This is a genomic window from Halobaculum roseum (assembly GCF_019880245.1).
In the GTDB taxonomy this organism is placed as follows: Archaea; Halobacteriota; Halobacteria; order Halobacteriales; family Haloferacaceae; genus Halobaculum; species Halobaculum roseum.
On sequence record NZ_CP082286.1, the window covers coordinates 2,108,093 to 2,134,276 of the forward strand.

The following is a 26,184-nucleotide window of genomic DNA, read 5'->3' on the forward strand; positions in this document are numbered from 1 at the left end:
CGCCGGCGACTCACGGCCGCGTCACCTCCGTCTCGCGGTCGGTGACGACGCCGTACTCCGCGTCGTCGACGGAGTCGGGCAGCGGCACGTCGCCGGCGGCGTACCGCGAGTCGAGGCTCGCGCGGACCGCGTCGCGGACGCACGCCCGCGCGGCGCTGCCCACGGGCGTCGCGCTCCCCGAGAACGCCGCGGGCTCGCCGTCGCGGGCGCTGCCGGCGACGACCGCGTCGGTCGTCGTCCCCGGGAACCCCGTCGCCGACAGCAGCGTCGCCGCCTTCGCCTCGGCGGCGACCGCGACGAGGTTCGCGAGCGCGCCGTCGTCGAGGCGCCGCGTCGTCGCGACGAGGACGTTCACCGTGCCGCGACCCGGGCGGTCGGCGGCGTCGACGCGGGGCGACTCGTCCGCTCGGGCGGGGACGCCGTCGGACCCGTCGCCGCCCGCGACCGCGGCGGCGTCCATCGGGAGCGCCGCGGGGTTCGACACCCCCGCGGTCGCGACCGCGACGACCGGGCCGGCGCGCGCGACCCGCGCGTGGCCCATGTCGACCCCCGTCAGGAGCGCCGGGCCCGCGGGGTCGTCTCCCGGGCTCGCGAACCCGGCGGCGTCGAGCCGCCCCGCGACGTACGCGTCGAGGTCGGTCCGCTCCCACCCCTCGGGGACCGAGACGTTGTACGCCGTCGACGCCTCGGCGAACCCCCCGTCGAACCCCGTCGAGAGCCAGCGCGTGTCGGGGCGCCGCAGGCGCAGAACCGCCTCGGAGACGGCGGTTTCAAAGCCCACGCAGCACCTCCAGCAGGCGGTCGTTCTCGGCGGGCGTCCGGACCGCCACCCGGACGTGACTGTCGAGCCCCCGGAACGTCCGGGCGTCGCGGACCGCGATCCCCGCGTCGGCGGCGCCGTCGACGACCGCGTCGACCCCGCGCTCGCCGACATCGAGCAGGAGGAACGGCGAATCCGAGGCGTGCACCCCGTACCCCGCGTCGGCGAGCGTTTCGCGCATGCGCTCGCGCTCGGCGGCGACCCGGTCGCGCGTCTCGGCGACGAAGCCCGCCTGTCGCATGCAGTGGGCACCGACCGCGAGCGCGGGCGCCCCGAGGTTCCAGGTGCGGCGGGCGTTCGCGAGTGCCTCCCCCCACTCGCCGGTCGCGACGGCGAAGCCCGCGCGGATGCCGGGCAGGCCGAACAGCTTCGTCAGCGAGCGGGCGACGATCACGTCGGATTCGCCCGCGAGCGACGGGCGGTCGGTGAACCCGAGGAACGCCTCGTCGACGAGCAGCGGCGTCCCCGCCGCCCGACAGTCGGCCGCGAACGCCCGGAGGTCCCCGTCGTCGTAGGCGTTCCCGGTCGGGTTGTTCGGGTTGCAGACGATCGCGAGCGCGTGCGCTGCGGGATCCGTCTCCAGCATCTCCGCCTGCGGGACGAACGCCGGTTCACCGCCCTGGAGGCGAACCTCGCGGGCGTACTCCCCGAAGCTCGGATACGGAACCGCGACCGAGTCGCCCGGGTCCACGGCGAGGTCGATCGCCAGCCGGATCGCCGCGAGACCACCGGGGGTCGGAATCACTTCCTCGGGGTCGCAGCCGACGTACTCGGCGGCCGCGCGGCGGTACGCCGCCGGCGGCTCCGCGGGGTACGTCCGCGCCGCCTCGAAGGCGTCGCGGTAGGCCGCCTCCGTCCCCTCGGGGATGTGCGGGTTCGTGTTCGCGCTGAAGTCCAGCACGTCGGGGTCGTCGCTGCTGCCGTGGGGCGTGCGCGGGGTGCCGCGCGCGGTGTCGAAGTTCATTGCTTGTCTCCGTGATCGGGAGTTGTCTCGGTTCGCTCGCGCCGCCGCAACAGCGCCTCGGCGACCCGGATGTCCCGCGGCCGATTCACGTTCACCGCGAGGCGTTCGTCTTCGACGACGAGGGCGGTTTCGTCGCCGTACTCCCCGTCGTCGTCGCCGACGACGTTCAATCCGGTCGGCGCGACCGTTCGGTCGCCCACCGTCGTCGTCGTCTCCTCGTCGACGCTGACGCCCAGCTCGCGCTTCAGCTCGACGGGGACGTACACCGACAGCGACGCGTCGCCGGCGGCGTCGATCGCGCGGTCGATGTCCCCGGCCGACAGCAACGGGAGGTCCGCGGCGACCGTGAGCACCGGGCGCTCGACCCGCTCCAGCGCGTAACCCAGGTCGGCGACGTAGCCCTCGCCGGGGGCGTCGACGACCGAAACGCCGGCCGTCGCGGCGTCGTCGCCGTCGCTGTCGTCGGCACTATCGTCGCCGAAGGCGTCGCTCTCGCGGTCGCGGAGGTACGCCGCGGTCTCGGGCGCGTTCGGGGAGACGACCGCGTGGACGCGGTCGACGCGCCCGGCCGAGAGCGCCGCGAGCACCCGGTCGATCATCGGTTCGCCGGCGACCTCGACCAGCGGCTTCTCCGTGTCGGCGCCCACCGCCCCGAGGCGGGTGCCCCGCCCGCCGGACATCACGAGAGCGTCCACGCGATCACCCCCACGTGGATCCCGACGACGCGGGCGATCTCGTTCGTCGCGCCGAGCACGTCGCCGCTGACGCCGCCGAGGCGGCTCCGCGCCCACCACAGCGCCGCGGCGGCGACGACGCCGGCGGCGGCGAGGATCGCGATCCCCGGCAGGAGCGCCGGCCACCCGACGAGCGTGACGGGCGCGGCGACGACACCGACACCGAGCAGCGAGCGGGGGCCGGACTCGGCGGTCAGCGCGGACCCGAGCCCCTCGTGGGCGGCGTCGCCGAGACACACCACCGTCGCCGTCGCCGCCTTCGCGGCCACCTCGGCGGCGACCACGAGGCCGACGGCGGCGACGGGGGCGAACCGAGCGAGATCGGCAAGCAGCAGGGCCACCGAGGCGAGTCCGAGGACGACCAGCCCCAGCGCCAGCGCGCCGCCGACGCCGAGGGAGCTGTCCTTCAGCACCTCGCGGCGGCGGTCGGCGTCGCCGTGGACGACCGCGGCGTCGCCCAGGTCCGCGACGCCGTCGAGGTGGGTGATCCCGGTGACCGCGTACAGCCACGCGACGAACGCAACCGCGACCGTTTCCGTCGGGACGGCGGCGCCCCGGGCGGGCGCGACGGCGATCGTCGCCAACGGAAGCGCCAGCAGCGCGCCGATCGGGTAGCCGGCGGCCGGGATCGCCGTCGGCGTTCGGCGGAACGCCTCCCACGAGGCGTCGCTGTGACCGACCGGAACCCGTGAGAGGAAGCCGAGCGCGCCACGCAGGGCCGCGAGCGCGTTCACAGCCACGCCGCCACCCCCGCGAGCAGGAACGCCAGCGCCCCCGCGAGCGCGACCGTCCGGACGCCGGCGCGCGCCTCCTCGATCGAGGGAAGCGCCGCCTCGGGGTTCAGCGTGTACGCGTCGCGCTTCTCCAGTCGGACGCCGAGGGCAGCGGCCGCGGTCGCCATCGGCCACCCGGAGTTGGGCGAGGCGGGAACCCGCGCCCAGCGTCGGGCGTCGACCAGCGACCGCGGCGACCCGGCTGCGACGGCGAGCAACACGGCCGACACGCGGGCGGGCACCCACATAACCGCGTCGTCGAGGCGCGCGCTCGCGGTCCCGACCGGCCTGTCCGGGTAACCGAGCATCGAATCGAGCGTGTTCACCCCCTTCACCCACGCAGCGGCGGCGACGCCGACGGCGACCGAGGCCTGCGCGCCGAGCGCGAACGCCAGCAGGGGCGCCACGAGGCCGTCGGCGAGGTTCTCGGCGGCGCTCTCGACGGCGGCGCTGCGGATCTCCGCGGCCGACAGCGACGAGGTGTCCCGCCCCACGAGCGCGATCGCAGACTCCCGGGCGGCGTCGGCGTCGCGGTCGGCGGCCTCGGTCACGTCCCGGGCGACCGAGACGAGCATCCGCAGGCTCGTGAGCGAGAACAGCGCGAGGCCGGCGACGACCGCGGTCGCGACGGCGGCGACGCGGTCGTCGCCCGTGATACCGGTACCGCCCCCGGCGACGACGGTACCGCTCCCGGCGACGACGGTACCGCTCCCGGCGACGACGGTACCGCTCCCGGCGACGACGGTACCGCTCCCGGCGACGACGCCCCACGCAACCGCCGCAAATCCCAGCGGGAGGACGACCGCGGCGGCGACGCCGACGGCCCGGGGCCGGGTCCATTCGCGGTCGACCGCGCCGACGACGCGCCCGAACAGTGCGATCGGATGCACGCGCCCCGGGGGCTCCGAGAACCCCGCGTCGAGGGCCGCGGCCGTCCCGACGACAGCGAGCGCGGTCAGTCCCATCGCCGTGCGACGACCGACGGCAGTTCCCGAAGCGACACCTCGTCCACGGCGACGAACCGCGCTCCCGCGTCGACGGCCCCGCCGTCCGTCGCCGGGTCGTCGCCGACGTGGACCAGCCGGTCGACCGGGACGCCGAGCCCGTCGGCGACCGTCTCGAACGCCCGCGCGTCGGGCTTGCGCCGTCCGCAGGCGACGCTGGAGACGACGGCGTCGAACGCGGCCTCGTTGACGGCCGACCGCGCCAGCGACCGCGCGACGAGCCCGGCAACGCTGCAGTTCGAGAGGACACCGACGGGGTGCTCCTCGCTCAGCGCGGCGACCGCCTCGGTGGCGCCGGGGCGCGTCTCGACCGGACGGTCGAACGCCGCGCGGACCGCGACGGCGGCGTCGTCGACGAACGCGCGCGGCTCGCGCCCGGGGTCGCGGCTCGCCAGCGCCGCCGCGACGTGGTGGTGCAGGGGGCGCTCGACGCCGTCCTCGTACTCCAGGTGCGCCTCGCGATACGCGTCGGCCCAGTCGCCGGGGACGGCGACGCCGCGCGCGCGCAGCTCGTCGGCGACGGCGGCGGCCGGGTCGTCGGGCGGCTCCACGTCGACGAGCGTGCCGAACAGGTCGAACGAGACGGCGGCGACGCCGTCGCCGGGTTCCCGGTCCGTCCCGTCGCCGCGTTTCCGGTCCGCTCCGTCGTCGACGGCGCCGCCGGCCCCCATCTCAGATCGCCTCCAGGAACGCGTCGAACGCACCGCTCTCGGGGTGGACGTGCGCGTACGTGCCGAGCGTCCGGTGCTCGGTCAGGCCGTCCAGCCCGTCGGCGATGCCGTCGCCGCGGACCACCTCGAAGGCGAACCGGGCGTCGTCGGCGACATCGGCCGAGGAGTAGTGGAACTCGTGGCCGCGCAGCGTCCCGCCCTCGCGGGCGGTGAGCGTGTCGCCGCGGGCGCGAAGCTCGACGTGGTCGAGCGCCTGATATCGGTCGTGCATCCGTACGTCGGCGGGGAGCACGCCCGCCATCTCGTGGGTGTCGCCGTCGGCGGTCGTCAGCGTCTCCGAGAGCGCCATCAGCCCGCCGCACTCGCCGAGGACGGGCAGCCCGTCGGCCGCCCGGTCCGCGAGGTCGTCGAGGGCGTCGCTGTCGGCCAGCGCGGGCGCGTGGAGTTCGGGGTAGCCGCCGGGGAGGTACACCGCGTCGCAGTCGGGGAGGGCGTCGCCGCGCGTCGGCGCGAACGTGACGACCTCGGCCCGCTCGCGTAGGCGTTCCAGCGTCGCGGGGTAGCGGAACGCGAAGGCGGCGTCGTCGGCGACGGCGACGCGATTCCCGGTCGGGGGGCGGGACGCACGCTCGGACGGCCGCGGCGGCTCGCGCGCCAGTCCCGCCAGCGCCTCGCTGTCGAGGTGGTCGGCGGCCGCATCGAGCGCCTCGGTCGGGAGCGGCGACTCCTCGCCCATGTGGAGCCCGAGGTGGCGGTCCGGGATCTCCAGATCGGAGTTCGGCGGGACCCGCCCGAGGTAGGCCATCGCGTCGGGCAGCGCCTCGCGGACGCCCCGCTCGTGGCGGCCGCCGTGGGCGCGCTGGGCGATCACGCCCGCGACCTCGATGTCGCGGCCGGCGTGGGCGGCGTACTCGCGAAAGCCCAGTGCCGTCGCGGCGACGCTCTCCATCCCCGCGCTCGCGTCGACGACGAGCACGACCGGCAGATCGAGGAGGTCGGCGACCATCGCGGTGCTCGACCCGTCGCCGTCGTACAGGCCCATCACGCCCTCGACCACGCACAGGTCGCCCTCGCCGCGATGGTAGTTCCGCCGGAGGCCCGCCTCGCCCTGCATCCAGGCGTCGAGCGTCCGCGAGGGGGTGCCGGCGACGCGCTCGTGATGGCTCGGGTCGATGAAGTCCGGGCCGGTCTTCGCCGGCTGGACCGCGTATCCGGCGTCGTCGAGCGCCCGGATCGCTGCGAGCGTCGCGACGGTTTTGCCCACGCCGGAGGCGGTGCCGCCGAGGACGAACCCCCTCATCGCTCGGGCTCCGGAGCCTCGGATGTCGCTGTCCCCCCACCCGACGCGTCCTCTCCCGGCTCGCGGCCGGCGAGCAGGCGGTCGTACACGTCGACGATCCGCTCGCGGAGGTCGGCCATCGACGCCGCGGCCGACTCGTCGACGAGGCGAAGCGCCCCGCCCATGCCGACGCCCTCCTTCGCCTCGCCGGCGACGTACGCGTCCATCGCGGGGTGCTCGACCGCGTCGAATCCGGGGTCCGTGACGGTCAGGTCGACGCCCAGCGAATCGGTGAGCCCCGCGATCCCCGCGGAGTCGTCGGCGGCGACGAACGACGTGGTCGCGAGCGTCAGCGGGGCGTCGACGCCCGCGTGGCGGACCAGCGCCGCGGCCGCCGCGAGTTGCGTCCCGCCCGCCAGCGTCACCGTGGTACCGGACTCGACGGCGCCGACGGTCAGGCCGGCGACGGCCGCGAGCACGGGATCGCCGACGGCCGCGACCGCCCGAAGGGGGTCGCCCGCGGCGTCGCCGGGGGCGAGCCCGCTCTCGTCGAGCCCCTCGGCGACGACCCGCCGCTTCAAGTCGAGGGGGTTCTCCGGCAGCGACGACGACACCGACGGCTCCTCCCCGAGCGCCCGGAGGACGCCGAGGGCGGTCGTCGTCCCCCCGGGGATCGTCTCGCCGATCACGAGGCGGTCGTCGGGGAGCGCGGCCCCGAGTTCGCGCGCTCGTTCGTACGTCTCCTCGGCATCGGGAACCGCCGTGGGCTCTCGCACGTCCGCGCCGGGCCCGTTCCCCACGTCGATCGCTGGCGACCCGGTCCGACCCGCGATCCCGGCGTCGACGCAAACCACGTCGAACCCGAGCAGTTCCCGCGCGGCGCGCGTCGCCACCGCGGGGGTCGGACAGCCGCTCGGACTCACGGGGACGACCGGCGCGAGCGTCGGCTCGCCGTGGGTCACGATGTCCAGGTCCGCGCCGGGGGTGTGACGCATCAGCTCCGGGTCGGCGCCGGCGGCGCTGATCCCCGGAACATCCGCGGTCTCGGTCGTTCCGGCGACGAGGACGACTCTCACGTGCGCCCCGCCCCCGCGCTCCGGTGTGTCCTCGCCGCGCCCGGTCGGCGGCCGGTCGTCGATGACTGCTGCATGCCCGTACGAGACACGGCGCCCGGCATAACAATTGTGAGTGCGCTAGGACAAGTTCGCTTGACCGGGTCGCTACGGGTCCTCCTCGCGCAGCGCCGTCACCATCGGCGAGCCGACCGCGGGGTCGTCGTTGACGGCCGCGCGGACGCCGAACGCCTCCGCGAGCGCGTCGTCCGAGAGCACCTCGCGTGGGGTTCCGGACGCCCGGACTTCGCCGCCCGCGAGCAACACGAGCCGGTCGCACACCCGCGCAGCGAGGTTCAGGTCGTGGATCGCCGCGAGCGCGGCCTTGCCGTCGTCGACGGCCTCCCGGACGAGTTCGAGCGTCCGGATCTGGTGGTTGATGTCGAGGCTGGCGGTCGGCTCGTCCAGCAGGAGGCCGGGCGTCTCGGCGGCCAGCGCACGGGCGAACAGCACGCGCTGGCGCTCGCCGCCCGACAGCGTCGTCACCGACCGATCGGCGAACTCCGCCACCTCCGCGCGCTCCATCGCCCGGCGGACCGCCTCGCGGTCGGCCTCGGTGGTCGTCCCGAACCGAGAGACGTACGCGGTCCGGCCCATCTCGACGACCGATTCGACGGGGAACTCGAACGCCGTGTTCGTCTCCTGCGGGACCGTGGCGACGCGACGGGCCACCTCCCGTTGGGACAGTTCCCGGCGGTCGGTGCCGGCCAGCTCGACGGCGCCGCCGTCGATCCCGAGGGTGCCGTTGCACGCGGCGACGAGCGTCGTCTTGCCGGCGCCGTTGGGACCGACGAGGCCGACGAGTTCGCCCCGGTCGACCGACAGGGAGACGCCGTCGAGCACGCGCTCGCCCCCGCGTGAGACGACGAGGTCGCGGACGGCGATCATCGGGGGCTCGTTGTCGTGGTCTCGGTCCTGATCGCCGTGATCGCGGGCGTCCCGGCTCGCGTCGCCGTCGCGTGGGTCGTCGCCGGCGTCCTCGCGTCCGCTCACAGGTCGTACACCTCACGGGTGCGAAGCAGGTACAGGAAGAAGGGCGCGCCGGCGGCGGCCGTCACGATGCCGACGGGGAGCTCGGCGACGCCCGAGCGCGCGAACGTGTCAGCGGCGACGAGGAAGCTCCCGCCCGCGAGCGCGCTCGTCGGCAGCAGCACCCGGTGATCCGGCCCGACGACCAGCCGGACGCCGTGGGGGACGATGAGGCCGACGAAGCCGATGACGCCCGAGACGGCGACTGCCGCGCCGGTCAGGACCGACGAGACGGCCAGCAGGACGCGCTTGCTCCGCTCGGCGTCGACGCCGAGGGCGACGGCGTCGGTCTCCCCGAGCAGGAGGACGTTCAGGTCGCGGGCGTACGCGAACAACACGAGCGTCAGGAGGGGGACGACCACGGCCGCGGCGGTCACCTCCGCCCAGTTCGCGCCGCTGAGGTGGCCCATCAGCCAGTACGTCACCTGCCGGATCGACTCCCCCGAGTGGAGGAGGAGATACGAGACGACGGCGCCGAGGAACGTCTGGACGGCGACGCCCGCGAGCAACAGCGTCGCCACGGGCGTCCGGCCGTCGCGGCTCGCGATGAGGTAGACGCCGAACCCGGCCGCCAGCGCGCCGCAGAAGGCGGCGATCTGGAGGCCGGCGCCGTCGGCGAGCAGCGGCCGGAGCGGCCCGAGCAGCGCGAGCAGCGACGCGGGGGCGACGATCCACGAGACGGCGCCGACGGCCGCCCCCGAGGAGACGCCGATGATCCCCGGGTCGGCCATCGGGTTGCGGAAGAAGCCCTGCATCACCGTGCCGGCGGACGCGAGGCCGACGCCGACGAACGCCGCCAGCAGGATCCGCGGGAGGCGAACCCGCATCACGATCGCCTCGTGCGTCTCCGAGACCGGGAACGCGAACGGGTGGGCGAACTCGACGCGGAGGGGGAGGCCGGCGGTCAGCGGACCGCCACCCCCGGCGGCGGTCGTGGCCCACTCGACGCCCACCGGCACCGCGACGGCGTTGACGACGACGGCCACGACCGTCCTGGCGGGGACCGACACCGGGCCGATGCCCGCGCTCACCGTCACGACCGCGACGAGGAGCGCGAACAGGAGGGTCGAGTAGCCGGCGGCGCGGCGCAGGACGGGTGTCACGATCTAAAGGCTGCTTTCATTAGGCAAATATTTATTGTCTTGTCCGCTGGCTGCAGACGTGACACGACGGACACGGACGCTGTTGATCGCGACGCTGTTGGTCGTCGCCGCGGCGGTCCCGGCGGTCGGGGCCGCGGCGGCGGGACCGGCCACGGGAACCGCACCGAACGACGGGCCGGGCGCGGCCGGGCACCAACCGGCCGCCCTCGGCGCCGGCGCCGGCGACGCGCCGATCGCACAGACGGGGGCGAACTGCGAGTTCCCGATCACCGAGACGGACGCGACGGGGACCGACGTGACGCTGGAGGAGCGTCCCGAGCGGATCACGACGCTGAACCCCAGCGCCGCACAGACGATGTGGGAGATCGGCGGGGAGGACCAGGTCGTCGGCGTGAGCCAGTTCGCGCTGTACCTCGACGGCGCCGACTCCCGAACGAACGTCTCGGCCGCCGGCTTCGGCGTGAGCGTCGAGAAGGTCGTCGGCACGAACCCCGACCTCGTGCTCGCGCCGAACGCGAGCTCGACCGAGACGGTGCGGGCGCTGCGCGATGCGGGGCTGACGGTGTTCCACTTCGGGGAGTCGACGACGATCGCCGACGTGCGCGAGAAGACGACGCTCACCGGCCGCCTCACCGGCAACTGTGAGGGCGCCGCAGAGGCGAACGCGTGGATGGACGCGAACGTCGAGGCGGCGACCGAGGCGACCGCAGACGCCGAGGACGTGCGCGTGCTGTACCCGCTCGGGGGCGGCTACATCGCCGGCAGCGAGACGTTCATCTCCGCGATGATCGACACCGCCGGCGGGGCGAACGTCGCCGCCGAACGCGACCTGACCGGCTACCCGCAGATCAACGACGAGGTCGTCCTCGAACTCGCGCCCGACTACCTCGTCGTCACGGGCTACTCCTCGTATCTCCTGGGTCAGGAGCCGTACGCGAGCACGCCCGCCGTCGAGAACAACAACACGGTCTCGGTGGACCGCAACTGGATGAACCAGCCCGCCCCGCGCTCGGTCGTCATGGGCGTGCGGACGTTGACAGAGGGATTCCACCCCGAGGCGGCCGCCGAGGCCGACTTCCAGTCGCGCGAGGAGGCCGTCGCCGCGATGGAGACCGAGACCGCGACAGCCACCGAGAGTCAGCCGATCACCGACACGGCGACCGAGACGACGGCCGAGGCGCGCACGACCAGCGCCGGGGCGACCGCGACCTCCGGCCCCGGGTTCGGCGTCGCGCTCGCGGTGCTCGCGGTGCTGGGCTCCGCGCTGTTCGCGCGCCGGGAACGGTAACCGCGCCACGAGTTTTATCTTCCCCTGCCGGGACCGCTTCCCCATGAGCGCGAGCCCCGCCGAGCGCCTCCGCGAGAACGCGACGGGCGTCGTCAGCACGCTCGTCACCGGGATCTGGCTGGCGGCCATGTTCACCGGCCAGGACTGGTGGCTCGCGGCGCTGCTGTTCGGCTATATCGTCGTCGTCCCGCTCACGGCGATGCTGTTCGGCGACGAGGACGACATCGAGGAGTGGTGGGACGAGGAGGTGAAGGGGGTCGAGGGGCTCGACGGGTCGACCGGGGAGACCGACGCCCGCCCCGATGAGCCGCCCTCCGACTCGGACACGCGCGACGCCCTCGACACCCTCCGCGACCGCTACGCGCGCGGTGAGCTCACGGACGAACAGTTCGAGCGCAAGATCGACCGACTCCTGGAGACGGAGTCGCTGGAGGACGTGGAGGACCGCAGGCGACGCGAGCACGACCTCGAACGCGAGCGGTAGTCGGCCGCCCGTCGCCCCCCACCCGTCGCCCCCCCGCCCGCCGCATCTCGCCCGCCGATAGCACCCTTTTTCCGCGCGGGCGCCGCCCCTCCGGTATGGTCGAGAACGTCCTCTACCCCGCGTACTTCGACGCGGCGCTGACCCGCGCCGAGGGGCGCCGCGTCCCCGAGGACCTCGCGGTGTCGGAGCCGACGGTCGACGAGATCGCACAGGCCGTCCAGCAGGTCGGCTACGACGCCAAGATCGAACGCGACGTGACGTACAGCCGGGAGTACGAGCCCCGCGGACGCGTGAGCGTCACGGGCACCGACGAGACCGCCAAGAACGACCTCGTGCAGGCGGTGGGCGCCTACCTCGGCGTCATCCGCGGGGACTGACGCGGCGCCGTGGTGGTGCGATGAAGCGCGTCGGCGAGGTCGTTCGAACCGCCCAGGGGCTGGCGGTCGTGCGCGTCCCCGAGGGCGCCGAGCCGGCACGCGTCGGCAGCGAGGTCGTCGACGAGTCGCTGTCGACGGTCGGGCGCGTCGTCGACGTGTTCGGGCCGGTCGAGCGCCCCTACGTCGCCGTGTCGCCGACGGATCGCTCGCGACTGACGGGGCTGCTCGGCGCGAAGCTGTACGCGCGGTAGGCGGCGCCGAACGACGGCCGTCCGCTTCCAGCCTCCCCCACGTCCGTCCCAGTCCTCCCCCGCGTCCGTCCCGTCAGGCTTTACCTGCGGCGTCGCAAATCCCGGTTCAACGATGGCACGAGCAGCCGAACGGGCCGAGTTGGTGCCCGTCATCGGGCTGGAGGTCCACGTCCAGCTCGAGACGGACACCAAGATCTTCTGCGGGTGTTCTACCGAGCCCGCCGAGAAGGAGGAGCCCAACACGCGCGTCTGTCCCACCTGTCTCGGGCTCCCCGGAGCCCTCCCGGTGCTCAACGAGGCGGCCGTCGAGGCCGCCGTCAAGGTCGGGAAGGCGCTCGACGCCGACATCCCCGAGGAGACCCGGTTCCACCGGAAGAACTACTACTACCCCGACCTGCCCAAGAACTTCCAGATCACCCAGTACGACGCGCCGCTGTGTGCCGACGGCGAGCTGGAGTTCTCCCACGAGGGCGAGCGACGGACTGTGAACGTCCGCCGCGCCCACCTGGAGGAGGACCCCGGCAGCCTGCGCCACGTCCGCGAGGGCCCCGCGGACCTCGACGTGCGCACCACCTCCGTCGACCGGGCGGACTACTCGCTGGTCGACTACAACCGCGCGGGCACCCCCCTGATGGAGGTCGTCACCGAGCCCGACTTCCGGCACCCGAAGGAGGTCCGCGCGTTCCTCGAGAAGCTGGAGGAGGTGCTGGAGTACCTCGGCGTGTTCGACGCCGGTCGCGACGGCAGCCTCCGCATCGACGCGAACCTCTCGATGGTCGAGGCGAGCGAGGTCGACGAAGACGGCGGCATCGACGACAAGGTGCTGGAGTCTGCGAACCGCACGGAGGTCAAGAACATCTCCAGCCACAAGGGCGCCGAGCAGGCGCTCGCGTACGAGCGAAACCGCCAGGAGAACCAACTCAAGCGCGGGAAGGCCGTCGCCCAGGAGACGCGCCACTTCAACGAGACTCACGGCAACACCGTCTCGATGCGCTCGAAGGAGGAGGAGAAGGACTACCGCTACTTCGGCGAGGCCGACCTGCCCGCCCTGCAGGTGTCCGACTGGAAGGAGCGCATCGCCATCCCGGAGCTCCCGGACGCCCGCCGCGAGCGGTTCCGCGAGGAGTACGGCCTCGACGCGGAGGCCGCCTCGAAGCTCACCTCACGCAAGGCGGTCGCGGACTTCTACGAGGAGGTCGCCGAGGAGTTCGACCCCGACCTGGCGGCCGCGTGGGTCGCCGACACCCTCCTGGGGGAGCTCAACTACCGCGACATGGCCGTCGAGGACGTGACCGACCGTCTCGACGAGTTCACCCGGCTGATCGAACTCGTGGCGACCGACGAGGTCACCACGAAGAACGCCGAGGAGGTCGTCCTTCGGACGATGCTCGACGAGGGGCTCGGCCCCGACGAGGTCATCGAGCGCGAGGGCCTCGGCACCGCCGACGACGACGAGGTCGCGACGGCGGTCGCGGAGGCAATCGAGGAAAACCCCGACGCCGTCGACGACTACCACTCGGGCGAGGGCGGCGCGATCAACTTCCTCGTCGGGCAGGTGATGCAGAAGACCGGCGGCTCCGCGGCGCCCGACGACGTGAACGCGTTGCTGCGCGAGCGGCTGGACGAGTAGCTCACCGATCCCGCAGCCGTTCCTCGCGGCGCTCGCTTCTGCAGCTCACATCCCGCCGTCGTCGTTCCCCCGCGTGGTCATGACGATCCCGCTGAACAGCATCAGCGCCGCGAGCGCGACCATGCCGAGGTCCCAGCCCATCCCCGCCGTCGCGGTCGAGCCCATGCCGCCCGTGGAGCCCATCCCGCCGCCCATGCCGCCGGTCATCCCCGTTCCGCCCGTCATTCCGGTCGCCCCGAGCGTCTGCAGCAGCAGCATCACGAGCGAGTAGGCGATCATCAACGGTCCGCTCGCGCTCCCGAGCCGGTCTGCCGCCGGCGTCAGCAACACCACGCCGTGAACCACGACGACGACGCCGACCGCGAGCATCAGCCACCCCGCGATCCCGAGGCCGGTCGTTCCCATCGTTTCGCCGGATCCCATCATCCCACCCGCTCCCGTCATCGCGCCGCCGACGGACGCTGACACCAGCGAGTACACGCCCGAGACGATCGCGATCGCTGCGCCGTACAGCCGCGTCGTCGACCCGTTCATGGTCACGGATTCGGGTGCCATCCGCTTGGATACTCCGGCCGCGGCGACGACGGTACCGGGTCAGTCGTCCGTCGCGGGGTCGCCGTCGGCGTCGTCGCCGAGCGCCGCGGGCGTCGCCTCCGCGTCGCGGTCGGGATCCGTCGCCGCGTCGCGGTCGATGTCGGTCGCCGCGTCACGGTCGGGACCCGGCCCCGCCCCGTGCTCGACGACGCCCTCGGTCCACGTCCCGCGGAGGAACCACAGCGCACCGACCGCCAGCGACCCGACCGCGCCGAACGTCCACGCCCACCAGAGGCCGTCGGGGCCGAGGCCCAGGCCCGAAACGGGGCCGATCCCCGGGACGACGACGGTGAACGAGTACGCCAGCACGACGGCCGCGGGGATGCGCAGCCCCCACCGCGAGAGCAGCGACAGCCCCATCGCTGTGCGGGTGTCGCCGGCGCCGCGGAACGCCCCCTGCAACACCATCAGCCCGCCGAAGGCGGCCCACGCGGGCGCGGTGATCCGGAGGAACGACACGCCCTCCTCGACGACGGCGGCGTCGTTGACGAACACCCGGATCGCCATCGCGGGGAAGAACCAGACGACCGCGCCCGCGAGCGCGAGGACCGCCATCGTGCCGCCGGTGCCGGTCCAGGCGACCCTGCTCGCCCGGTCGGGGGTGTCGGCGCCGAGGTTCTGCCCGACGCCCGTCGCCGTCGCCTGCCCGACCGCGCCGGCGACGGTCCAGGAGACGGACATCAGGCGGACGCCGACGCCGTAGGCGGCCGTGGCGGCGGGGCCGAACCGCGCGACCAGCGCGGCCATCGCGACCGCGGCGAACGAGCGCGCCCAGCCGTCGAGCGTGCCGGGGTAGCCCACGTCGACCAGTTGGTGGAGCACCGCGGGGTTCGGACGGAGGTCGCCGACGTGCAGCTGGATGCCCCAGTCGCCCTTCACGAGCACGTAGATCCCGGCGGCGGCGGCGAGTGCGCGGGAGATGAACGTCGCGACCGCGGCCCCGCGGGTCCCCATCGCGGGGATCGGCCCCCACCCGAGGATGAACACGGGGTCGATGACGATGTTGACGCCGGCGGAGGCGGCGACGAGCCACATCGCGGTCTTGGTGTCGCCGGCGCCCTGCAGGGAGGCGCGAAAGGCGAAGAAGAGGAACGTGAGCGGCAGCGTGAGGAAGATGACCTCGATGTACGCCAGCGCCTCCGTGAACACGACGCCCTCGGCGCCGATCCAGTTCAGGAGCGGTCGGCGCGCGAGCAGCCCGGCGGCCGCGAGGACGACGGAGACGCCGATCGCCAACAGCGTCGTCTGTCCGACGACCTCGTCGGCGCGGCGGTCCTCGCCGGCGCCGACGTGCTGGGAGACGAGCGCGATCGTCGCCGCCGTGAGCCCCATCGCCGTCGAGACGAACATCCACGAGAGGGGGAACATGAGCGACACCGCGGCGACGGCCTCGGGGCTGACGCGGCCGACCCAGAACACGTCCGCGAGGTTGTAGAGGGTCTGGAGGAGGTTGCCGAGGACGAGCGGCCACGCGAGGCTGAACAGCCGCGGGGCCACCGTTCCCTCGGTCATGTCCACGCGCGCGTCGGTGTTCGCCATGGAGGGGTCTACCGTCCGCGCGTGGCGTCGCGGCCTAAGGATTGTGGAGGCGGTCGGCGCGGCCGGGACCGGACGTTCGCCCGTTCTTCGGGCGTGAACTCGCCGTTACGACTGCCGTACGCTGTCGCGACCGACCTGGTACACCGTCAGCGCACCGAACAGAACCGCGATCGCCTCGAACCCGCGCTCGATGCCGGGTTGCTCGGAGTACCCGGTGTGGACCTCCTCCTCGTACACGACGACGAACCCGCCGTCCTCGCGATAGATCCGTCCGGGGTCGTGTCCACGGATCGGTTCGTCGCGGCGGGCCTCGCCCGCGGCAAGCGCCTCGCGGACGACGGGGGGTGCGCCTTCCGGATCGCTTGCCACGTCGTCGAGGGCGACTTCGGGGTCGACCCGGTCGACTCCGAGCACGAACGACCCGTTCGTCGTGTCGTGGGAGACCGTCCGCTCGTAGACGGGGCCGGAGGTCCCGAAGACGACGTACTCCGGACCGAAGACGTGCGGATCGCCGCCGTAGGTCCCCGTCCCGGGATAGTCGACGCTGACGTTCCCGTCGCGCAGGCGCGACTCGAGATAACAGCCGCGGTCGCGATAGACGGTGTCCAGCGTCGAGAAACACGCGATCCGGTCGGTCGGTCCCCGCCGGTACTCCAGTTCCGGCATCGAGACCTCGCCGTCCTCGACGGTGATGTCGGCGGTGCGGTAGGCGTAGTCGGGTCCGGTCAGATCGAGCGGCGGCCCCCACAGCGGCGCCGTCACGAGGAGGAGGGCCAGCGCGAGCCGGGCGCGCGAGCGGGCGTCCATGGGGCGGCCAGTCCTGGAGCAGTCATGAAAGCGACGGTCGACCCGACGGTCACCCGGCGCGGTCGCCGCCGTCGGCCGTGACCGCCCCGGACTCGGCACCCGAATCGGCGTCGGCGTCGGTCGCGTCGGAGTCGCCGCGCGCGTTCCGTTCCCGACGATTGGCGGCGATTCGGGCGCGAAGGCGCGTCGCGGCGGTCACGGCGACGTAGCCGGCGATGGCGACGAGCACGATCGTGCCGCCGGCGGCCACGTCGTACCAGTAGGACAGCGAGACGCCCGCAACCGTGGCGACCAGGCCGGCGGCGACGCTCGCGGCGATCGCCCGCCTGAACCCGGTCACGGGCGCGGCCGTCGCGACGGGGATCACGAGCATCGCGGCGACGAGGATCACGCCCATGATCTGCATCGCGCCGACCACGACGACCGCGGTCAACACCGCCAGCAGGCGGTTGTACCGCGTCACGTCGACGCCGGCCGCGCGGGCGCCCACCTCGTCGAAGGTGACGTACACGAGCGGCCGGTACGCCGCCCCGACCGCCAGCCCGACGACGGCGGTCATCGCGAGCAGGATCCCGGCGTTCGCGCGCGAGACGGTCGCGAGCGACCCGAACAGGTACGCGTTGATCCCGACGGCGATGCCGCCGTCGGCGGCGGTGATGAGGACGCTCCCGACGGCGAAGGAGCCGGTGAGCACGATCGCAAGCGACGTGTCGCGGTAGGCGCCCGCGTAGTCGACGAGCGCCTGCACGACCAGCGCGGCGAGGGCGGCGACGACCAGCGCCGTCAACAGCGGCGGCACCGTGACCGCGAGGACGGCGTTGGCGAACAGGCCGGCGGCGACGCCGGCGAAGGCGGCGTGCGCGAGCGTGTCGCCGATCATCGCCATCTCCCGGTGGACGAGGAAGCTCCCGACGAGCGGCCCGACCACGGCGACGCAGACGGCCGCGAGGTACGCCCGCTGCATGAACGGCGAGGCGAGCACCTCGATCCCCGTCGCGCCCGCGAGCAGGTCCAACAGCCCGCCCCAGAGGTCGTCGAGGACCGCGGAGAGCGCGCGCTCGCCGACCCCCGCGAGGAGCACGACGGCGCCGAGGGCGTCGGTCGCGCCGGTCGGAACGGTCGGAAGGATCGCGTCGGTCGCGCCGGTCATGAGTGGTCGTGGGTGAGGACGCGCTGTGCGCTCCCGTAGGCGTCCGCGAGCGCGTCCGTCTCGGCGAACGCCTCGGGGTCGCCGTGGAAGAACAGTTCCCGGTTCAGGCAGGCGATCTCCGTCGCGCGCTCGGTGACGACCCCGACGTCGTGTTCGATGAGCACGACGGTCATCCCCTCGTCGTTCAGGTCGCCCAGGAGGTCGTAGAACGCCTCCCGGGACTCGGCGTCGACGCCGACGGTCGGCTCGTCGAGCGCGAGCAGGTCGGCCTCGCTCGCGAGCGCGCGGGCGATGAACGCCCGCTGGCGCTGCCCGCCCGACAGCCGGCCCACGCGGCGGTCGGCGAGGTCGGCGATCCCGACCCGGTCCAGCGCCGCCTCGACCGCCCGGCGGTCGTCGTCGTCGAACCGGTGGAACAGCCGTCCGGGGTACCGCCCCATCCGGACGACCTCCCGGACGGTGACGGGCATCTCGTCGCTGGCCTCGCCCACGTCCTGCGGGACGTAGCCGACGCGCCGCCCGCCGTCGAGTCGGTGGGCCGGCTCGCCGAACACCGAGACCGACCCCCTGTCGGGCCGGCGGAGCCCGATCATCAGCTCGAGCAGAGTCGTCTTCCCCGACCCGTTGGGGCCGATCAGTCCGAGGAACGCCCCGGACTCGACGACGAGCGAGACGTCCTCGACGACGGGTCTGTCGGCGTACGCGAACGTCACGTCCCGGAGTTCGACGGTCGGGGCGGCGTCGGAGCCCGCCGGACTCCCGTCGTCCGTCGGACCGGCGTCGGCGCTCATTCGGTCAACACCCGTTCGAGCGTCGGGAGGTTCACCTCCTCCATCACTTCGACGTACCCCCAGTCCTCGGCGGCCCACTCGTCGGTAAGCCCCGGCATCGCCGTCAGCGGGAGCACTTCCTCGGCGTCGGTCTCCGCGACCAACTGTTCGGCCGCCCGCTGCGATTCCAGCGGGTCCGCACAGACGTACCGCAGGTCGTGTTCGTCGATCACGTCGCCGGCGCGCTCGATGTCGCGCGTGGTGGGCTGATCGTCGGGCGCGAGACCGGTCAGCGTCCGGAACGACAGCCCGTAGCGCTCGGCGGCGTACGCGAACGAGTCGTGGCCCGCGACGAGCACCGTGTCCCTCGCCGCGTCGGCGACGAGCGACTCGATCCGCTCGTCGAGCGTCTCCAGCTCCGTGCGGAACGCCGCGGCGTTGTCCGCGTGGGCGTCGGCCGCGTCGGGGTCGACCGCCGACAGCGCCCCCCGGACCGTCCCGGCGGCATCGCGGACACGGAGCGGGTCCATCCAGAAGTGGGGATCCATCCCGCCGTGGTCGTGGCCGCCCTCCCCGCCGTCGTGGTCCTCAGTGTGGTCGTCGTGGCTCTCCTCGGTGTGGTGTTCCTCAGTGTGGTCGTCGTGGCTCTCCTCGGTGTGGTCGTCATCGTGATGCGCTTCGTCGTCGTGGCCATCCTCGGTGTGGTCGTCGACGTGATGTTCGCCGGCGGCGATGAGGTCCACGTCGGCGCTGGCGTCGACGGTTTCCACCTCGCTCCCGTCGGCGTCGAGGTCACCGAGCACGTCGTCGACCCACGGCTGGAACCCCGGCATCCCGTGTACGAGCAGGTCGGCGTCGCGGATCTCCTCGCGAACGCGCGGGCCGGGCTCCCAGCCGTGGCCGTGCTGGCCGACGGGCACGAGCAGGTCCGTCGCGGTCGCGTCGCCGGCGACCCGCGCCGCGATGTCGCCGAAGACGAAGAACGACCCCTGCGCCGTCGGGCCCGCGTCCGCCGGTTCGCTGCCTGCTCGACCGCCGAGGCATCCCGCGATCGAACCGACTCCGACCGTCCCGGTCGCGGACGCGATCAGGCGGCGGCGAGTGATGTCCATCTCTGGTTGTTAATCTAGCCCTCTAGAATAATAACTTTGCCATTGTAGTGGGATGATAGTTAACAACGCGACTCGGCACGAGAGACATCCCGGCACGCGACGCCGCCGCCCGAACACCGAAGCCCTCGCGGTCCTCCGACGTACCCATGACCGACGCAGCCGCGCCCGCGAGCGCCGCCGACCCGGTCGTCGCCGACCGCCTCGACGACTACCGGGAGTCGCTGTTCGACCTCCTCCGTCTGCGCACCGTCAGCGCGACGGGCGAGGGGATGGACGCGGGCGCCGACGCCGTCCGCGACCTGCTGACCGACCACGGGTTCGACGCCCGCCGCATCGAGACGGACCGCTACCCCCTCGTCTACGGCGAACGCGTCGCCGACGACCCCGACGCGCCGACGGTCGTCTTCTACGGCCACTACGACGTGCAGCCGGCCGAGCACCCCGAGCAGTGGGAGTCGCCGCCGTTCGAGCCGACGGTGCGCGACGGGAGCGTCTACTGCCCCGGCGCCGGCGACAACAAGGGCCAGTTCGCCGCCCACGCGTTCGCGCTCGACGCGCTCGCCCGCGCCGACGCGGTGCCCGAGGTGACGGTGAAGCTCCTGATCGAGGGCGGCGAGGAGAGCGGGAGCCTCGGGCTGAAGGCGTACCTCGACGGGGAACGCGAGGACGAGCGAAGCGAGGTCCGCGATCCCGGCGTCGACGCCGACGCCCCCGCGGCGGCCGCCGTCCGCGACGCCGACCTCGTGTACGTCGCCGACGGCCCGCAGCACCGCTCGGGCCGCCCGACGCTTATCTACGGCAACCGCGGGATCGTCACGTTCCAACTGGACCTCGAAACCGCGAACGCCGACCTCCACTCGGGCAACTTCGGCGGCCCCGTCCCGAACGCGGCGACCGAACTCGCCGAGGTCGTCGCCTCCCTCACCGAACGGCACCCGGAGACTGCCCCCGAGCGCGGCTATCCCAGCGGCGGCGACCGCGTCGCCGTCGACGGTTTCCACGACGGCATCGAGGTGACCGACGCCGACCGCGACCTCGTGGCGGCGCTCCCCGACGACGCCGACGCGGTGCGCGAGGAGTTGGACCTCACCCACCTCACGACCGACCGGGACTACTACGAGCGCCTGCTGCTGGAGCCGACGATCACGGTCAACGGCCTCGACGCGGGGTATCAGGGCGAGGGGAGCAAGACCGTCATCCCCGGCGAGGCGACCGCGAAACTCGACTCGCGGCTGGTGCCCGGACAGGACCCCGACACCGTGCTCGAGCGTCTCGAGGAGCACGTCGCCGACGTGCACCCCGACGTGTCGGTGCGCAAGGGAACCGGCTTTCCGCCGATGAAGACGCCAGTCGACACTCCCGCAGCGTCGCCAGTGCTGGAGGCGCTGTCGGCCGTCTGGGGCGCCGAGCCGGTGGAGCTGCCGGTGCTGGGCGGGTCGCTGCCGGCGGCGTTCTTCCGCCGCGTCGACGCGCTCGCGGACGTGCCGGTGCTGGTGGTGCCGTACGCGAACCCCGACCAGGGGAACCACTCGCCCAACGAGCACCTGGATCTGGACTGCTTCGAGAACGGGATCCGGACGACCGCCGCGTTCCTGGAGCGGGTCGCCGACGCGGACCTGTAGTCGGCACCCACCAGCTCTCCTGCCGTCGGGCCGTCTCCCTCGCCGCCTGCCGAACGCTTTAGCCGCGGGGCGCACGCCGTGAGCGTATGCCCGACACAGCCGGCGCCGACTACGGCGTCGCCCGATTCCTCGCCGTCGAACACGTCGACTCCCCGGCGTTCACGCCGGCGGGCCGCCTCCTGTTCCTCGCGGACACCTCCGGCACGCCGCAGGTGTGGACCGTCGACGAGCCGGGCGCGTGGCCGACGCGGCTCACCCCCTACGAGGAGCGCGTCTCTGCGCTTTCGGCCTCGCCCGCCGACGAGTCGTTCGTGTACGCGATGGACCGCGGGAGCGACGAGCGCGATCAGCTCCTGCACTACGACCTCGCGACGGGCGTCGAGCGTCCGCTCACGGACGACCCCGACTCGAAGCACGCGTGGGGCGCGTGGGGCCCCGACGGCGACCGGGTCGCCTACACGGCCAACCGCGAGGCCGACGGCCGATTCGACGTGTACGTGCAGGCGGTGGGCGGCGTCGACGGCGACGGCACGGTCACCCCCGCCGGCGACCCCGAGCGCGTGTACGAGGGGCCTGGCGGCTGGCTGAACGTCGCCGCGTTCGGTCCCGAGGGCCGTCGGCTCGTGCTCACGAAGGCGCACTCCAGCTACGACGAGGACCTCACGCTGCTCGATCTGGAGTCGGGGGAGACGACCAACCTCTCCGACGACTCCGAGGCGACCTACTCGCACGTTCACTTCGACGGCGACGGCGGGTTGCTCTGCGTGACGAACCGCGACAGCGACACGGCCTACGTGGGTCGGCTCTCGCTGTCCGACGGGTCGGTAACGCCGGTCGCGGGCCACGACGTGACGGCCGACGCGACCGGCGAGCCCGGAACCGACGAGTGGGACGTGGACGGCCTCGCGTTCGACCGCGACACCGGCCGGATCGCGTACACCGTCAACGAGGGCGGCTACTCGTCGCTGCGCGCGGGGACGCTCGCCGGCGACCCCGAGGACCCGCGCTTCGATCCGACCCCGACGCCGGATGTGGACGGGATCGCCGCCGATCTCGTCTTCGGTCCGGACGCCGAGCGCCTCGCGTACACCCACACGTCGCCGACGACGCCGTACGGCGTCCGGACGATCGAGTTCGTTGACGGCGGCGGGACCGTCGCCGGCGACGGCGACGCCGTCGAGCGCGCTGAGGGGGGCGCCCCGACCGACTGGACGCCAGTCGGCCGCAACGGCCTCCCCGACTCGGCGTTCCACGCCCCGGAGACGGTCCGCTACGAGACGTTCGACGGACGGGCGATCCCGGCGTACTGGACGCTTCCGCCGGGCGTCGACGCCGACGACCCCGACGAGCGGGTGCCCGCGATCGTCGACATCCACGGCGGGCCCGAGCACCAGCGCCGGCCGTGGTTCTCCCCGACGAAGCAGTACTTCCTGAACAGGGGGTACGCGGTGCTGGAGCCGAACGTCCGCGGCTCGTCGGGCTACGGGAAGGCGTACTCGCACCTCGACGACGTGGAGAAGCGCATGGACTCGGTTGCCGACATCGCCGCGGGCGTGGAGTGGCTGGCCGAGCAGCCGTCGGTCGACGACGACCGGATCGTCGCCTACGGCCGCTCCTACGGCGGGTTCATGGTCCTCGCGGCCATCACCGAGTACCCCGACCTGTGGGCCGCCGCCGTCGACTTCGTCGGCATCGCCGACTTCACCACCTTCCTCGAGAACACCGGCGAGTGGCGCCGGGGCCACCGCGAGGCCGAGTACGGCAGCCTGGAGGACGACTACGAGTTCCTGAAGTCGATCTCGCCGCTGACGAGCATCGAGGAGGTCCGGTGTCCGCTGTTCGTCCAGCACGGCGCGAACGACCCCCGGGTACCGGTCGGCGAGGCCGAGCAGGTCGCCGACGCGGTTCGCGAACAGGGGGTCCCCGTCGAGACGCTGATCTTCGAGGACGAGGGCCACCACACGACGAGCCGGGAGAACCTGATCGCGGAGTTCGAGGCGATCGCGGACTTCCTCGGCGAGCACGTCTGAGCGTTTCCGGGGGTCGGCCGGCCGCGGGGTCGGTCACGTTCGGTACGTCGCCGGAGAATGAGACCTCCGGAGTCGGTGTGTCATCCGGTGAATCGGGTTCGGTTGACAGTGTCGCGGTTTCTCGATCGATCGGCTCGGATCACTCTCGACCGACCTCGAAAGCCCCCGTCGCTGTCGAGGGCTGCGACTCGCTGTGCTCCTCGGCTCGCTCCACTTCGTTCCGCTTGCCTGCGGTGCTTGCTTCGCCTCGCCGCTCGACAGCGACGGCCCCTTTCAGTCCCACCCACAGCACCGCACAGTGGCCTCCCCCTCCCCCTCCCCCTCCCCAACCGACTCGCTCGGCTTCGCCTCGCTCGCCCCTCGCGCGCCCTCGCTCGCGCACGAGGCGCGAGCGCCGCACGCCACCGCGACGACGTATCTACCACCGCACGCTCACCACCCGTTCTCGATGTCCTCGTTCAGCGCCTCCAGGATCCGCTCGGTCGTGTTCGCCACCACCTGCTCCATGAACTCCGGGTCCGAGTTCGTCGGGTCGCCGAGCCCGCCCAACTCGGTTACGTCCGAGAAGTACGTCCACGAGCGCGTCTCCGGGAGGTCGTCGGCCTCCTGTGGTTCCTTCCGGTCGGACTTCACGAGGTCGTCGCGCACCAGTTCCACGAAGCTCGTCTCGTGGTCGCCGGCGTGGCCCCACCCCTCGCCGAAGTGGTCCTCCAGCTCGTCGCGCCCGAAGTCCGTCCAGTGAACGAAGTGCGCGCCGATGTCGTGGTCGCGGTTCAGCCGGTCGGTGGCGAGCGCGAGCGCCTCCTTGTTGCCGCCGTGGCAGTTGAGAAAGAGCACGCGCTCGGCGCCGTGTTCCGCGAGGGAGGCGCCGATGTCGATGAGCGCCTGCTTGTAGGTGTCCTGCGAGAGCGTCACGGTCCCCGGGAACGGCATGTGGTGTTCGCTGTACCCGTACGGGAGCGTCGGCGCGCGAAGCAGGTCGAGGTCGTGGTCGGGCGCGGCCTCGACGAGCTCCGCCGAGAGGTACCCGGCGCGGAGGCTGTCGGTGGAGAGAGGGAGGTGAACTGAGTGCTGCTCGGTGCTTCCGGTGGGGACGACGACCGCGTCGGCGCCGAGGAAGGCGTCGCCGGCGTCCTCCCAGGTCATCGTCGCCAGATCGTGTTCGGTCTCGGGTTCGGGCATACTTCCGTGCCGGTCGCCCCGGGGCATACTCCTTCGGGAAGCGGCACGCCAGGGCCGCGTCGGCACGCACGGACCCCGTCGGCACACGAGGACCGTGACGGCACGCGAGGGCTTCGGCGACAGCCGACGGGCCACGCGGCTTGAAGTCGCGCCGCCCCGATCCGAGACCATGAACGACGAGGACCGCGCCGCGGCGGCCGACCTGATCCGGCGGACGATGCGCCGCGACCGGCTCCCCGGCGTCAGCGTCGCCGTCGTCGACCGCGACGGCGTCCGCTACGCCGAGGGGTTCGGCGCCCGCGACCTGGCCGGGAACCGCCCGGCGACGCCGGAGACGCTGTACGGCGTCGGGTCGGTCACCAAGTCGGTGACGGCGCTGGCGATCGCGCAGTTGGCCGAGGCGGGGATGCTCGACTTCGACGACCCGGTCTCGGACCATCTCGACGTGGACCTGGGGGACGACCCCGACGACCCGATCCGGCTGCGGCACCTCCTGTCGCACGCCTCGGGGGTCCCGTCGCTGGCGACGAGCGAGGCGCTCATCGGCCGGCGACTCCGCCGCGACACCGACACCCTCCCGCTGTCGACGGAGGCCGACTTCCGGGCGCACGTGGAGGGCGCCGTCGGCGGCGACGGTCGCGGCGACGACAGCCGCGGCGACGACACCGACGGCGCGGGTTCGGTCGGCGGCGGTTCAGTCGGCGTCGACGCGGCCGGCGGCCCGACGACCGCGGGCACCGAACACGTCGGCGCCCCCGGCGAACGGTTCGCCTACAGCAACGAGGGGTACGTCCTCCTGGGCGACGTGATCGAGGCGTGTACCGGCCGCCCGTACGATCGCTACGTCGCCGAGCACGTCCTCGACCCACTGGGGCTCGACCGCGCCACCTTCGACGACACGGCGTTCGCGATGGACGACGATCACGCCACCATGTACCTGCGCGAGGACCGCGGGTCCGGTCCCGCCGCCGCCCACGCCCGCGGCGGGCCCGCGGGCGACGCCGGGGGTCGGGACGACCTCGTGGCGGCGTCGGTTCCCGTCCGGGAGCTATCGCGGCCGGCGGGCGGGCTGTTCGCCTCGGTCGAAGGGCTCGGGCGGTACGCCAGGCTGCTGTTGAACGACGGGAGCCTCGACGGCCGGGAGGTCGTCTCGCCCGAGTCGGTCGCGGCGCTCACCGAGGGGCGCGTCGACACGCCCGGCGGGCCGTACGGCTTCGGGTGGCGGACCCGCGAGGCGTGCGGCCGGGAGCTCGTCGGCCACTCCGGGTCCATCGCCGTCTCGACGGCGTACGTCGGCTTCAGCCCCGAGGCGGGGATCGGCGTCGCCGTGGCCGCCAACGCCGCGCCCGACTACCCCCTCGTCAGACTCGGGGAGGGCGTGTTCGCGTGCGCGCTCGGGGAGGAACCGGCCGAGGCGGTCCCGTTCTTCGAGCGTCGCCGGCGCTTCGATCGGTTGACCGGCGAGTACGCCTCCTATCGGGGAGTGAAGCGCGCGGTCGTCGCCCGCGACGGCGGCGGCCTGCGGCTCGAACTGGCCGGCCCGATCGGCGGCGAGTCGCTGCCGTTGACCGAAGCCGTCGGCGACGACCCGCACGCGTTCACGACGCCCAACGAGGCGGGCGAGCGGGTGCCCGTGGAGTTCCGCGTCGGCGACGGAACCGGCGACGACGCAGCGCCGGGCGCCGACCGGGGGATCGACCTGTTGTACGACCGCTGGCACCTCCACAAGGTCGCGGACGACCCCGAGGCGTCGCTGTAGCCGCGTTTCCGTCCCACGGCGCGAGCGGCGGACGACCCGGGACGGACCGTGTGACGGCCACCCGCGAAAGGGTTACAAAGGGATTCGGCATACTCTCCGG

General features: G+C 73.3%; 25 protein-coding genes. 8 read left to right on the forward strand and 17 right to left on the reverse strand.

What is annotated here, in order from left to right:
- Positions 1-10: 10 nt before the first annotated feature.
- The 10 genes from K6T36_RS10680 to btuC all read right to left on the reverse strand — a co-directional run bounded on the left by K6T36_RS10680 (position 11) and on the right by btuC (position 9,489).
- Complete coding sequence (locus K6T36_RS10680) at positions 11-781, reverse strand: adenosylcobinamide amidohydrolase (RefSeq protein ID WP_222921271.1); 771 nt, start codon at positions 779-781, stop codon at positions 11-13.
- On the reverse strand, positions 771-1,784 hold the full coding sequence (locus tag K6T36_RS10685; RefSeq protein WP_222921272.1) for an aminotransferase class I/II-fold pyridoxal phosphate-dependent enzyme: 1,014 nt from the start codon (positions 1,782-1,784) through the stop codon (positions 771-773). The genes K6T36_RS10680 and K6T36_RS10685 overlap by 11 nt, the downstream gene beginning before the upstream one ends.
- Positions 1,781-2,464 carry an NTP transferase domain-containing protein gene (locus K6T36_RS10690; RefSeq protein ID WP_222923428.1) on the reverse strand — a complete coding sequence of 228 codons (684 nt, stop codon included), beginning with the start codon at positions 2,462-2,464 and terminating at the stop codon, positions 1,781-1,783. The genes K6T36_RS10685 and K6T36_RS10690 overlap by 4 nt, the downstream gene beginning before the upstream one ends.
- On the reverse strand, positions 2,464-3,258 hold the full coding sequence (gene cobS / locus K6T36_RS18915; protein ID WP_345778295.1) for an adenosylcobinamide-GDP ribazoletransferase: 795 nt from the start codon (positions 3,256-3,258) through the stop codon (positions 2,464-2,466). Before cobS ends, K6T36_RS10690 begins: the two co-directional genes overlap by 1 nt.
- On the reverse strand, positions 3,249-4,256 hold the full coding sequence (locus K6T36_RS18920) for a CobD/CbiB family cobalamin biosynthesis protein (protein WP_225935099.1): 1,008 nt from the start codon (positions 4,254-4,256) through the stop codon (positions 3,249-3,251). Before K6T36_RS18920 ends, cobS begins: the two co-directional genes overlap by 10 nt.
- A complete protein-coding gene (locus K6T36_RS10700) occupies positions 4,247-4,966 on the reverse strand; it encodes an HAD family hydrolase (protein ID WP_222921273.1) in 720 nt (239 codons plus the stop codon). Before K6T36_RS10700 ends, K6T36_RS18920 begins: the two co-directional genes overlap by 10 nt.
- 1 nt (position 4,967) lies before the next feature.
- The gene (locus K6T36_RS10705) at positions 4,968-6,266 is read right to left on the reverse strand and encodes a cobyrinic acid a,c-diamide synthase (protein ID WP_222921274.1); all 1,299 of its coding nucleotides are present in this window, start codon (positions 6,264-6,266) and stop codon (positions 4,968-4,970) included.
- Positions 6,263-7,321 (reverse strand): nicotinate mononucleotide-dependent phosphoribosyltransferase CobT, encoded by a 1,059-nt coding sequence (gene cobT / locus K6T36_RS10710; protein ID WP_222921275.1) that lies wholly within the window; start codon positions 7,319-7,321, stop codon positions 6,263-6,265. The genes K6T36_RS10705 and cobT overlap by 4 nt, the downstream gene beginning before the upstream one ends.
- Positions 7,322-7,465: 144 nt before the next feature.
- Positions 7,466-8,350, reverse strand: coding sequence for an ABC transporter ATP-binding protein (locus K6T36_RS10715; protein ID WP_225935100.1), 885 nt, complete (start codon positions 8,348-8,350; stop codon positions 7,466-7,468).
- The gene (gene btuC / locus K6T36_RS10720; protein WP_222921276.1) at positions 8,347-9,489 is read right to left on the reverse strand and encodes a vitamin B12 ABC transporter permease BtuC; all 1,143 of its coding nucleotides are present in this window, start codon (positions 9,487-9,489) and stop codon (positions 8,347-8,349) included. The genes K6T36_RS10715 and btuC overlap by 4 nt, the downstream gene beginning before the upstream one ends.
- Positions 9,490-9,547: 58 nt before the next feature.
- Between btuC and K6T36_RS10725 the strand changes: the two genes are divergently transcribed.
- From K6T36_RS10725 to gatB, 5 genes are all read left to right on the forward strand, one after another.
- Complete coding sequence (locus K6T36_RS10725; protein ID WP_222921277.1) at positions 9,548-10,777, forward strand: PGF-CTERM-anchored ABC transporter substrate-binding protein; 1,230 nt, start codon at positions 9,548-9,550, stop codon at positions 10,775-10,777.
- Between the two features lie 43 nt (positions 10,778-10,820).
- Positions 10,821-11,261: an SHOCT domain-containing protein gene (locus K6T36_RS10730; RefSeq protein ID WP_222921278.1), complete on the forward strand. Its 441-nt coding sequence runs from the start codon at positions 10,821-10,823 to the stop codon at positions 11,259-11,261.
- Between the two features lie 95 nt (positions 11,262-11,356).
- Entirely contained in the window at positions 11,357-11,638 is a 282-nt protein-coding gene (gene srp19, locus K6T36_RS10735; protein WP_222606632.1) for a signal recognition particle subunit SRP19, read from the forward strand.
- Between the two features lie 20 nt (positions 11,639-11,658).
- Positions 11,659-11,889: an H/ACA ribonucleoprotein complex subunit GAR1 gene (locus tag K6T36_RS10740; RefSeq protein WP_222606633.1), complete on the forward strand. Its 231-nt coding sequence runs from the start codon at positions 11,659-11,661 to the stop codon at positions 11,887-11,889.
- 112 nt (positions 11,890-12,001) lie between these two features.
- Complete coding sequence (gene gatB, locus K6T36_RS10745; RefSeq protein WP_222921279.1) at positions 12,002-13,519, forward strand: Asp-tRNA(Asn)/Glu-tRNA(Gln) amidotransferase subunit GatB; 1,518 nt, start codon at positions 12,002-12,004, stop codon at positions 13,517-13,519.
- A 45-nt stretch (positions 13,520-13,564) separates the two neighbouring features.
- Here gatB and K6T36_RS10750 read toward each other — a convergent pair whose 3' ends face one another.
- The 6 genes from K6T36_RS10750 to K6T36_RS10775 form a co-directional block, all read right to left on the reverse strand.
- Complete coding sequence (locus tag K6T36_RS10750; protein ID WP_222921280.1) at positions 13,565-14,074, reverse strand: hypothetical protein; 510 nt, start codon at positions 14,072-14,074, stop codon at positions 13,565-13,567.
- Positions 14,075-14,113: 39 nt separating this feature from the next.
- Positions 14,114-15,652, reverse strand: a complete 1,539-nt coding sequence (locus K6T36_RS10755; protein ID WP_303651365.1) for an MATE family efflux transporter — start codon at positions 15,650-15,652, stop codon at positions 14,114-14,116.
- A 105-nt stretch (positions 15,653-15,757) separates the two neighbouring features.
- Positions 15,758-16,459, reverse strand: coding sequence for a DUF8127 domain-containing protein (locus K6T36_RS10760; RefSeq protein WP_222921281.1), 702 nt, complete (start codon positions 16,457-16,459; stop codon positions 15,758-15,760).
- 49 nt (positions 16,460-16,508) lie between these two features.
- Positions 16,509-17,609, reverse strand: a complete 1,101-nt coding sequence (locus K6T36_RS10765) for a metal ABC transporter permease (RefSeq protein ID WP_222921282.1) — start codon at positions 17,607-17,609, stop codon at positions 16,509-16,511.
- Positions 17,606-18,400 (reverse strand): metal ABC transporter ATP-binding protein, encoded by a 795-nt coding sequence (locus K6T36_RS10770; protein WP_222921283.1) that lies wholly within the window; start codon positions 18,398-18,400, stop codon positions 17,606-17,608. Before K6T36_RS10770 ends, K6T36_RS10765 begins: the two co-directional genes overlap by 4 nt.
- Positions 18,397-19,491: a metal ABC transporter substrate-binding protein gene (locus K6T36_RS10775; RefSeq protein ID WP_222921284.1), complete on the reverse strand. Its 1,095-nt coding sequence runs from the start codon at positions 19,489-19,491 to the stop codon at positions 18,397-18,399. Before K6T36_RS10775 ends, K6T36_RS10770 begins: the two co-directional genes overlap by 4 nt.
- Positions 19,492-19,637: 146 nt before the next feature.
- Between K6T36_RS10775 and K6T36_RS10780 the strand changes: the two genes are divergently transcribed.
- Together K6T36_RS10780 and K6T36_RS10785 are read left to right on the forward strand one after the other, a co-directional pair.
- Positions 19,638-21,113 (forward strand): M20/M25/M40 family metallo-hydrolase, encoded by a 1,476-nt coding sequence (locus tag K6T36_RS10780; protein ID WP_222921285.1) that lies wholly within the window; start codon positions 19,638-19,640, stop codon positions 21,111-21,113.
- Positions 21,114-21,199: 86 nt separating this feature from the next.
- Entirely contained in the window at positions 21,200-23,143 is a 1,944-nt protein-coding gene (locus K6T36_RS10785) for an alpha/beta hydrolase family protein (protein WP_222921286.1), read from the forward strand.
- 432 nt (positions 23,144-23,575) lie between these two features.
- Here the strand turns inward: K6T36_RS10785 and K6T36_RS10790 are convergent, their stop codons facing one another.
- Positions 23,576-24,325, reverse strand: coding sequence for a creatininase family protein (locus tag K6T36_RS10790; RefSeq protein ID WP_225935101.1), 750 nt, complete (start codon positions 24,323-24,325; stop codon positions 23,576-23,578).
- Positions 24,326-24,494: 169 nt separating this feature from the next.
- Here K6T36_RS10790 and K6T36_RS10795 point away from each other — a divergent pair, with 169 nt between their 5' ends.
- Entirely contained in the window at positions 24,495-26,084 is a 1,590-nt protein-coding gene (locus K6T36_RS10795; RefSeq protein WP_222921287.1) for a serine hydrolase domain-containing protein, read from the forward strand.
- Positions 26,085-26,184: the final 100 nt, after the last annotated feature.

Bases quoted from the DNA above. Each gene is read 5' to 3' on its own strand.
- K6T36_RS10685 (WP_222921272.1), bottom strand. From the start codon at position 1,784: ATGAACTTCGACACCGCGCGCGGCACCCCGCGCACGCCCCACGGCAGC.
- K6T36_RS10690 (WP_222923428.1), bottom strand. From the start codon at position 2,464: ATGTCCGGCGGGCGGGGCACCCGCCTCGGGGCGGTGGGCGCCGACACG.
- K6T36_RS18920 (WP_225935099.1), bottom strand. From the start codon at position 4,256: ATGGGACTGACCGCGCTCGCTGTCGTCGGGACGGCCGCGGCCCTCGAC.
- K6T36_RS10700 (WP_222921273.1), bottom strand. From the start codon at position 4,966: ATGGGGGCCGGCGGCGCCGTCGACGACGGAGCGGACCGGAAACGCGGC.
- K6T36_RS10705 (WP_222921274.1), bottom strand. From the start codon at position 6,266: ATGAGGGGGTTCGTCCTCGGCGGCACCGCCTCCGGCGTGGGCAAAACC.
- K6T36_RS10730 (WP_222921278.1), top strand. From the start codon at position 10,821: ATGAGCGCGAGCCCCGCCGAGCGCCTCCGCGAGAACGCGACGGGCGTC.
- srp19 (WP_222606632.1), top strand. From the start codon at position 11,357: ATGGTCGAGAACGTCCTCTACCCCGCGTACTTCGACGCGGCGCTGACC.
- K6T36_RS10740 (WP_222606633.1), top strand. From the start codon at position 11,659: ATGAAGCGCGTCGGCGAGGTCGTTCGAACCGCCCAGGGGCTGGCGGTC.
- gatB (WP_222921279.1), top strand. From the start codon at position 12,002: ATGGCACGAGCAGCCGAACGGGCCGAGTTGGTGCCCGTCATCGGGCTG.
- K6T36_RS10750 (WP_222921280.1), bottom strand. From the start codon at position 14,074: ATGGCACCCGAATCCGTGACCATGAACGGGTCGACGACGCGGCTGTAC.
- K6T36_RS10755 (WP_303651365.1), bottom strand. From the start codon at position 15,652: ATGGCGAACACCGACGCGCGCGTGGACATGACCGAGGGAACGGTGGCC.
- K6T36_RS10760 (WP_222921281.1), bottom strand. From the start codon at position 16,459: ATGGACGCCCGCTCGCGCGCCCGGCTCGCGCTGGCCCTCCTCCTCGTG.
- K6T36_RS10765 (WP_222921282.1), bottom strand. From the start codon at position 17,609: ATGACCGGCGCGACCGACGCGATCCTTCCGACCGTTCCGACCGGCGCG.
- K6T36_RS10770 (WP_222921283.1), bottom strand. From the start codon at position 18,400: ATGAGCGCCGACGCCGGTCCGACGGACGACGGGAGTCCGGCGGGCTCC.
- K6T36_RS10775 (WP_222921284.1), bottom strand. From the start codon at position 19,491: ATGGACATCACTCGCCGCCGCCTGATCGCGTCCGCGACCGGGACGGTC.
- K6T36_RS10780 (WP_222921285.1), top strand. From the start codon at position 19,638: ATGACCGACGCAGCCGCGCCCGCGAGCGCCGCCGACCCGGTCGTCGCC.
- K6T36_RS10785 (WP_222921286.1), top strand. From the start codon at position 21,200: ATGCCCGACACAGCCGGCGCCGACTACGGCGTCGCCCGATTCCTCGCC.
- K6T36_RS10790 (WP_225935101.1), bottom strand. From the start codon at position 24,325: ATGCCCGAACCCGAGACCGAACACGATCTGGCGACGATGACCTGGGAG.
- K6T36_RS10795 (WP_222921287.1), top strand. From the start codon at position 24,495: ATGAACGACGAGGACCGCGCCGCGGCGGCCGACCTGATCCGGCGGACG.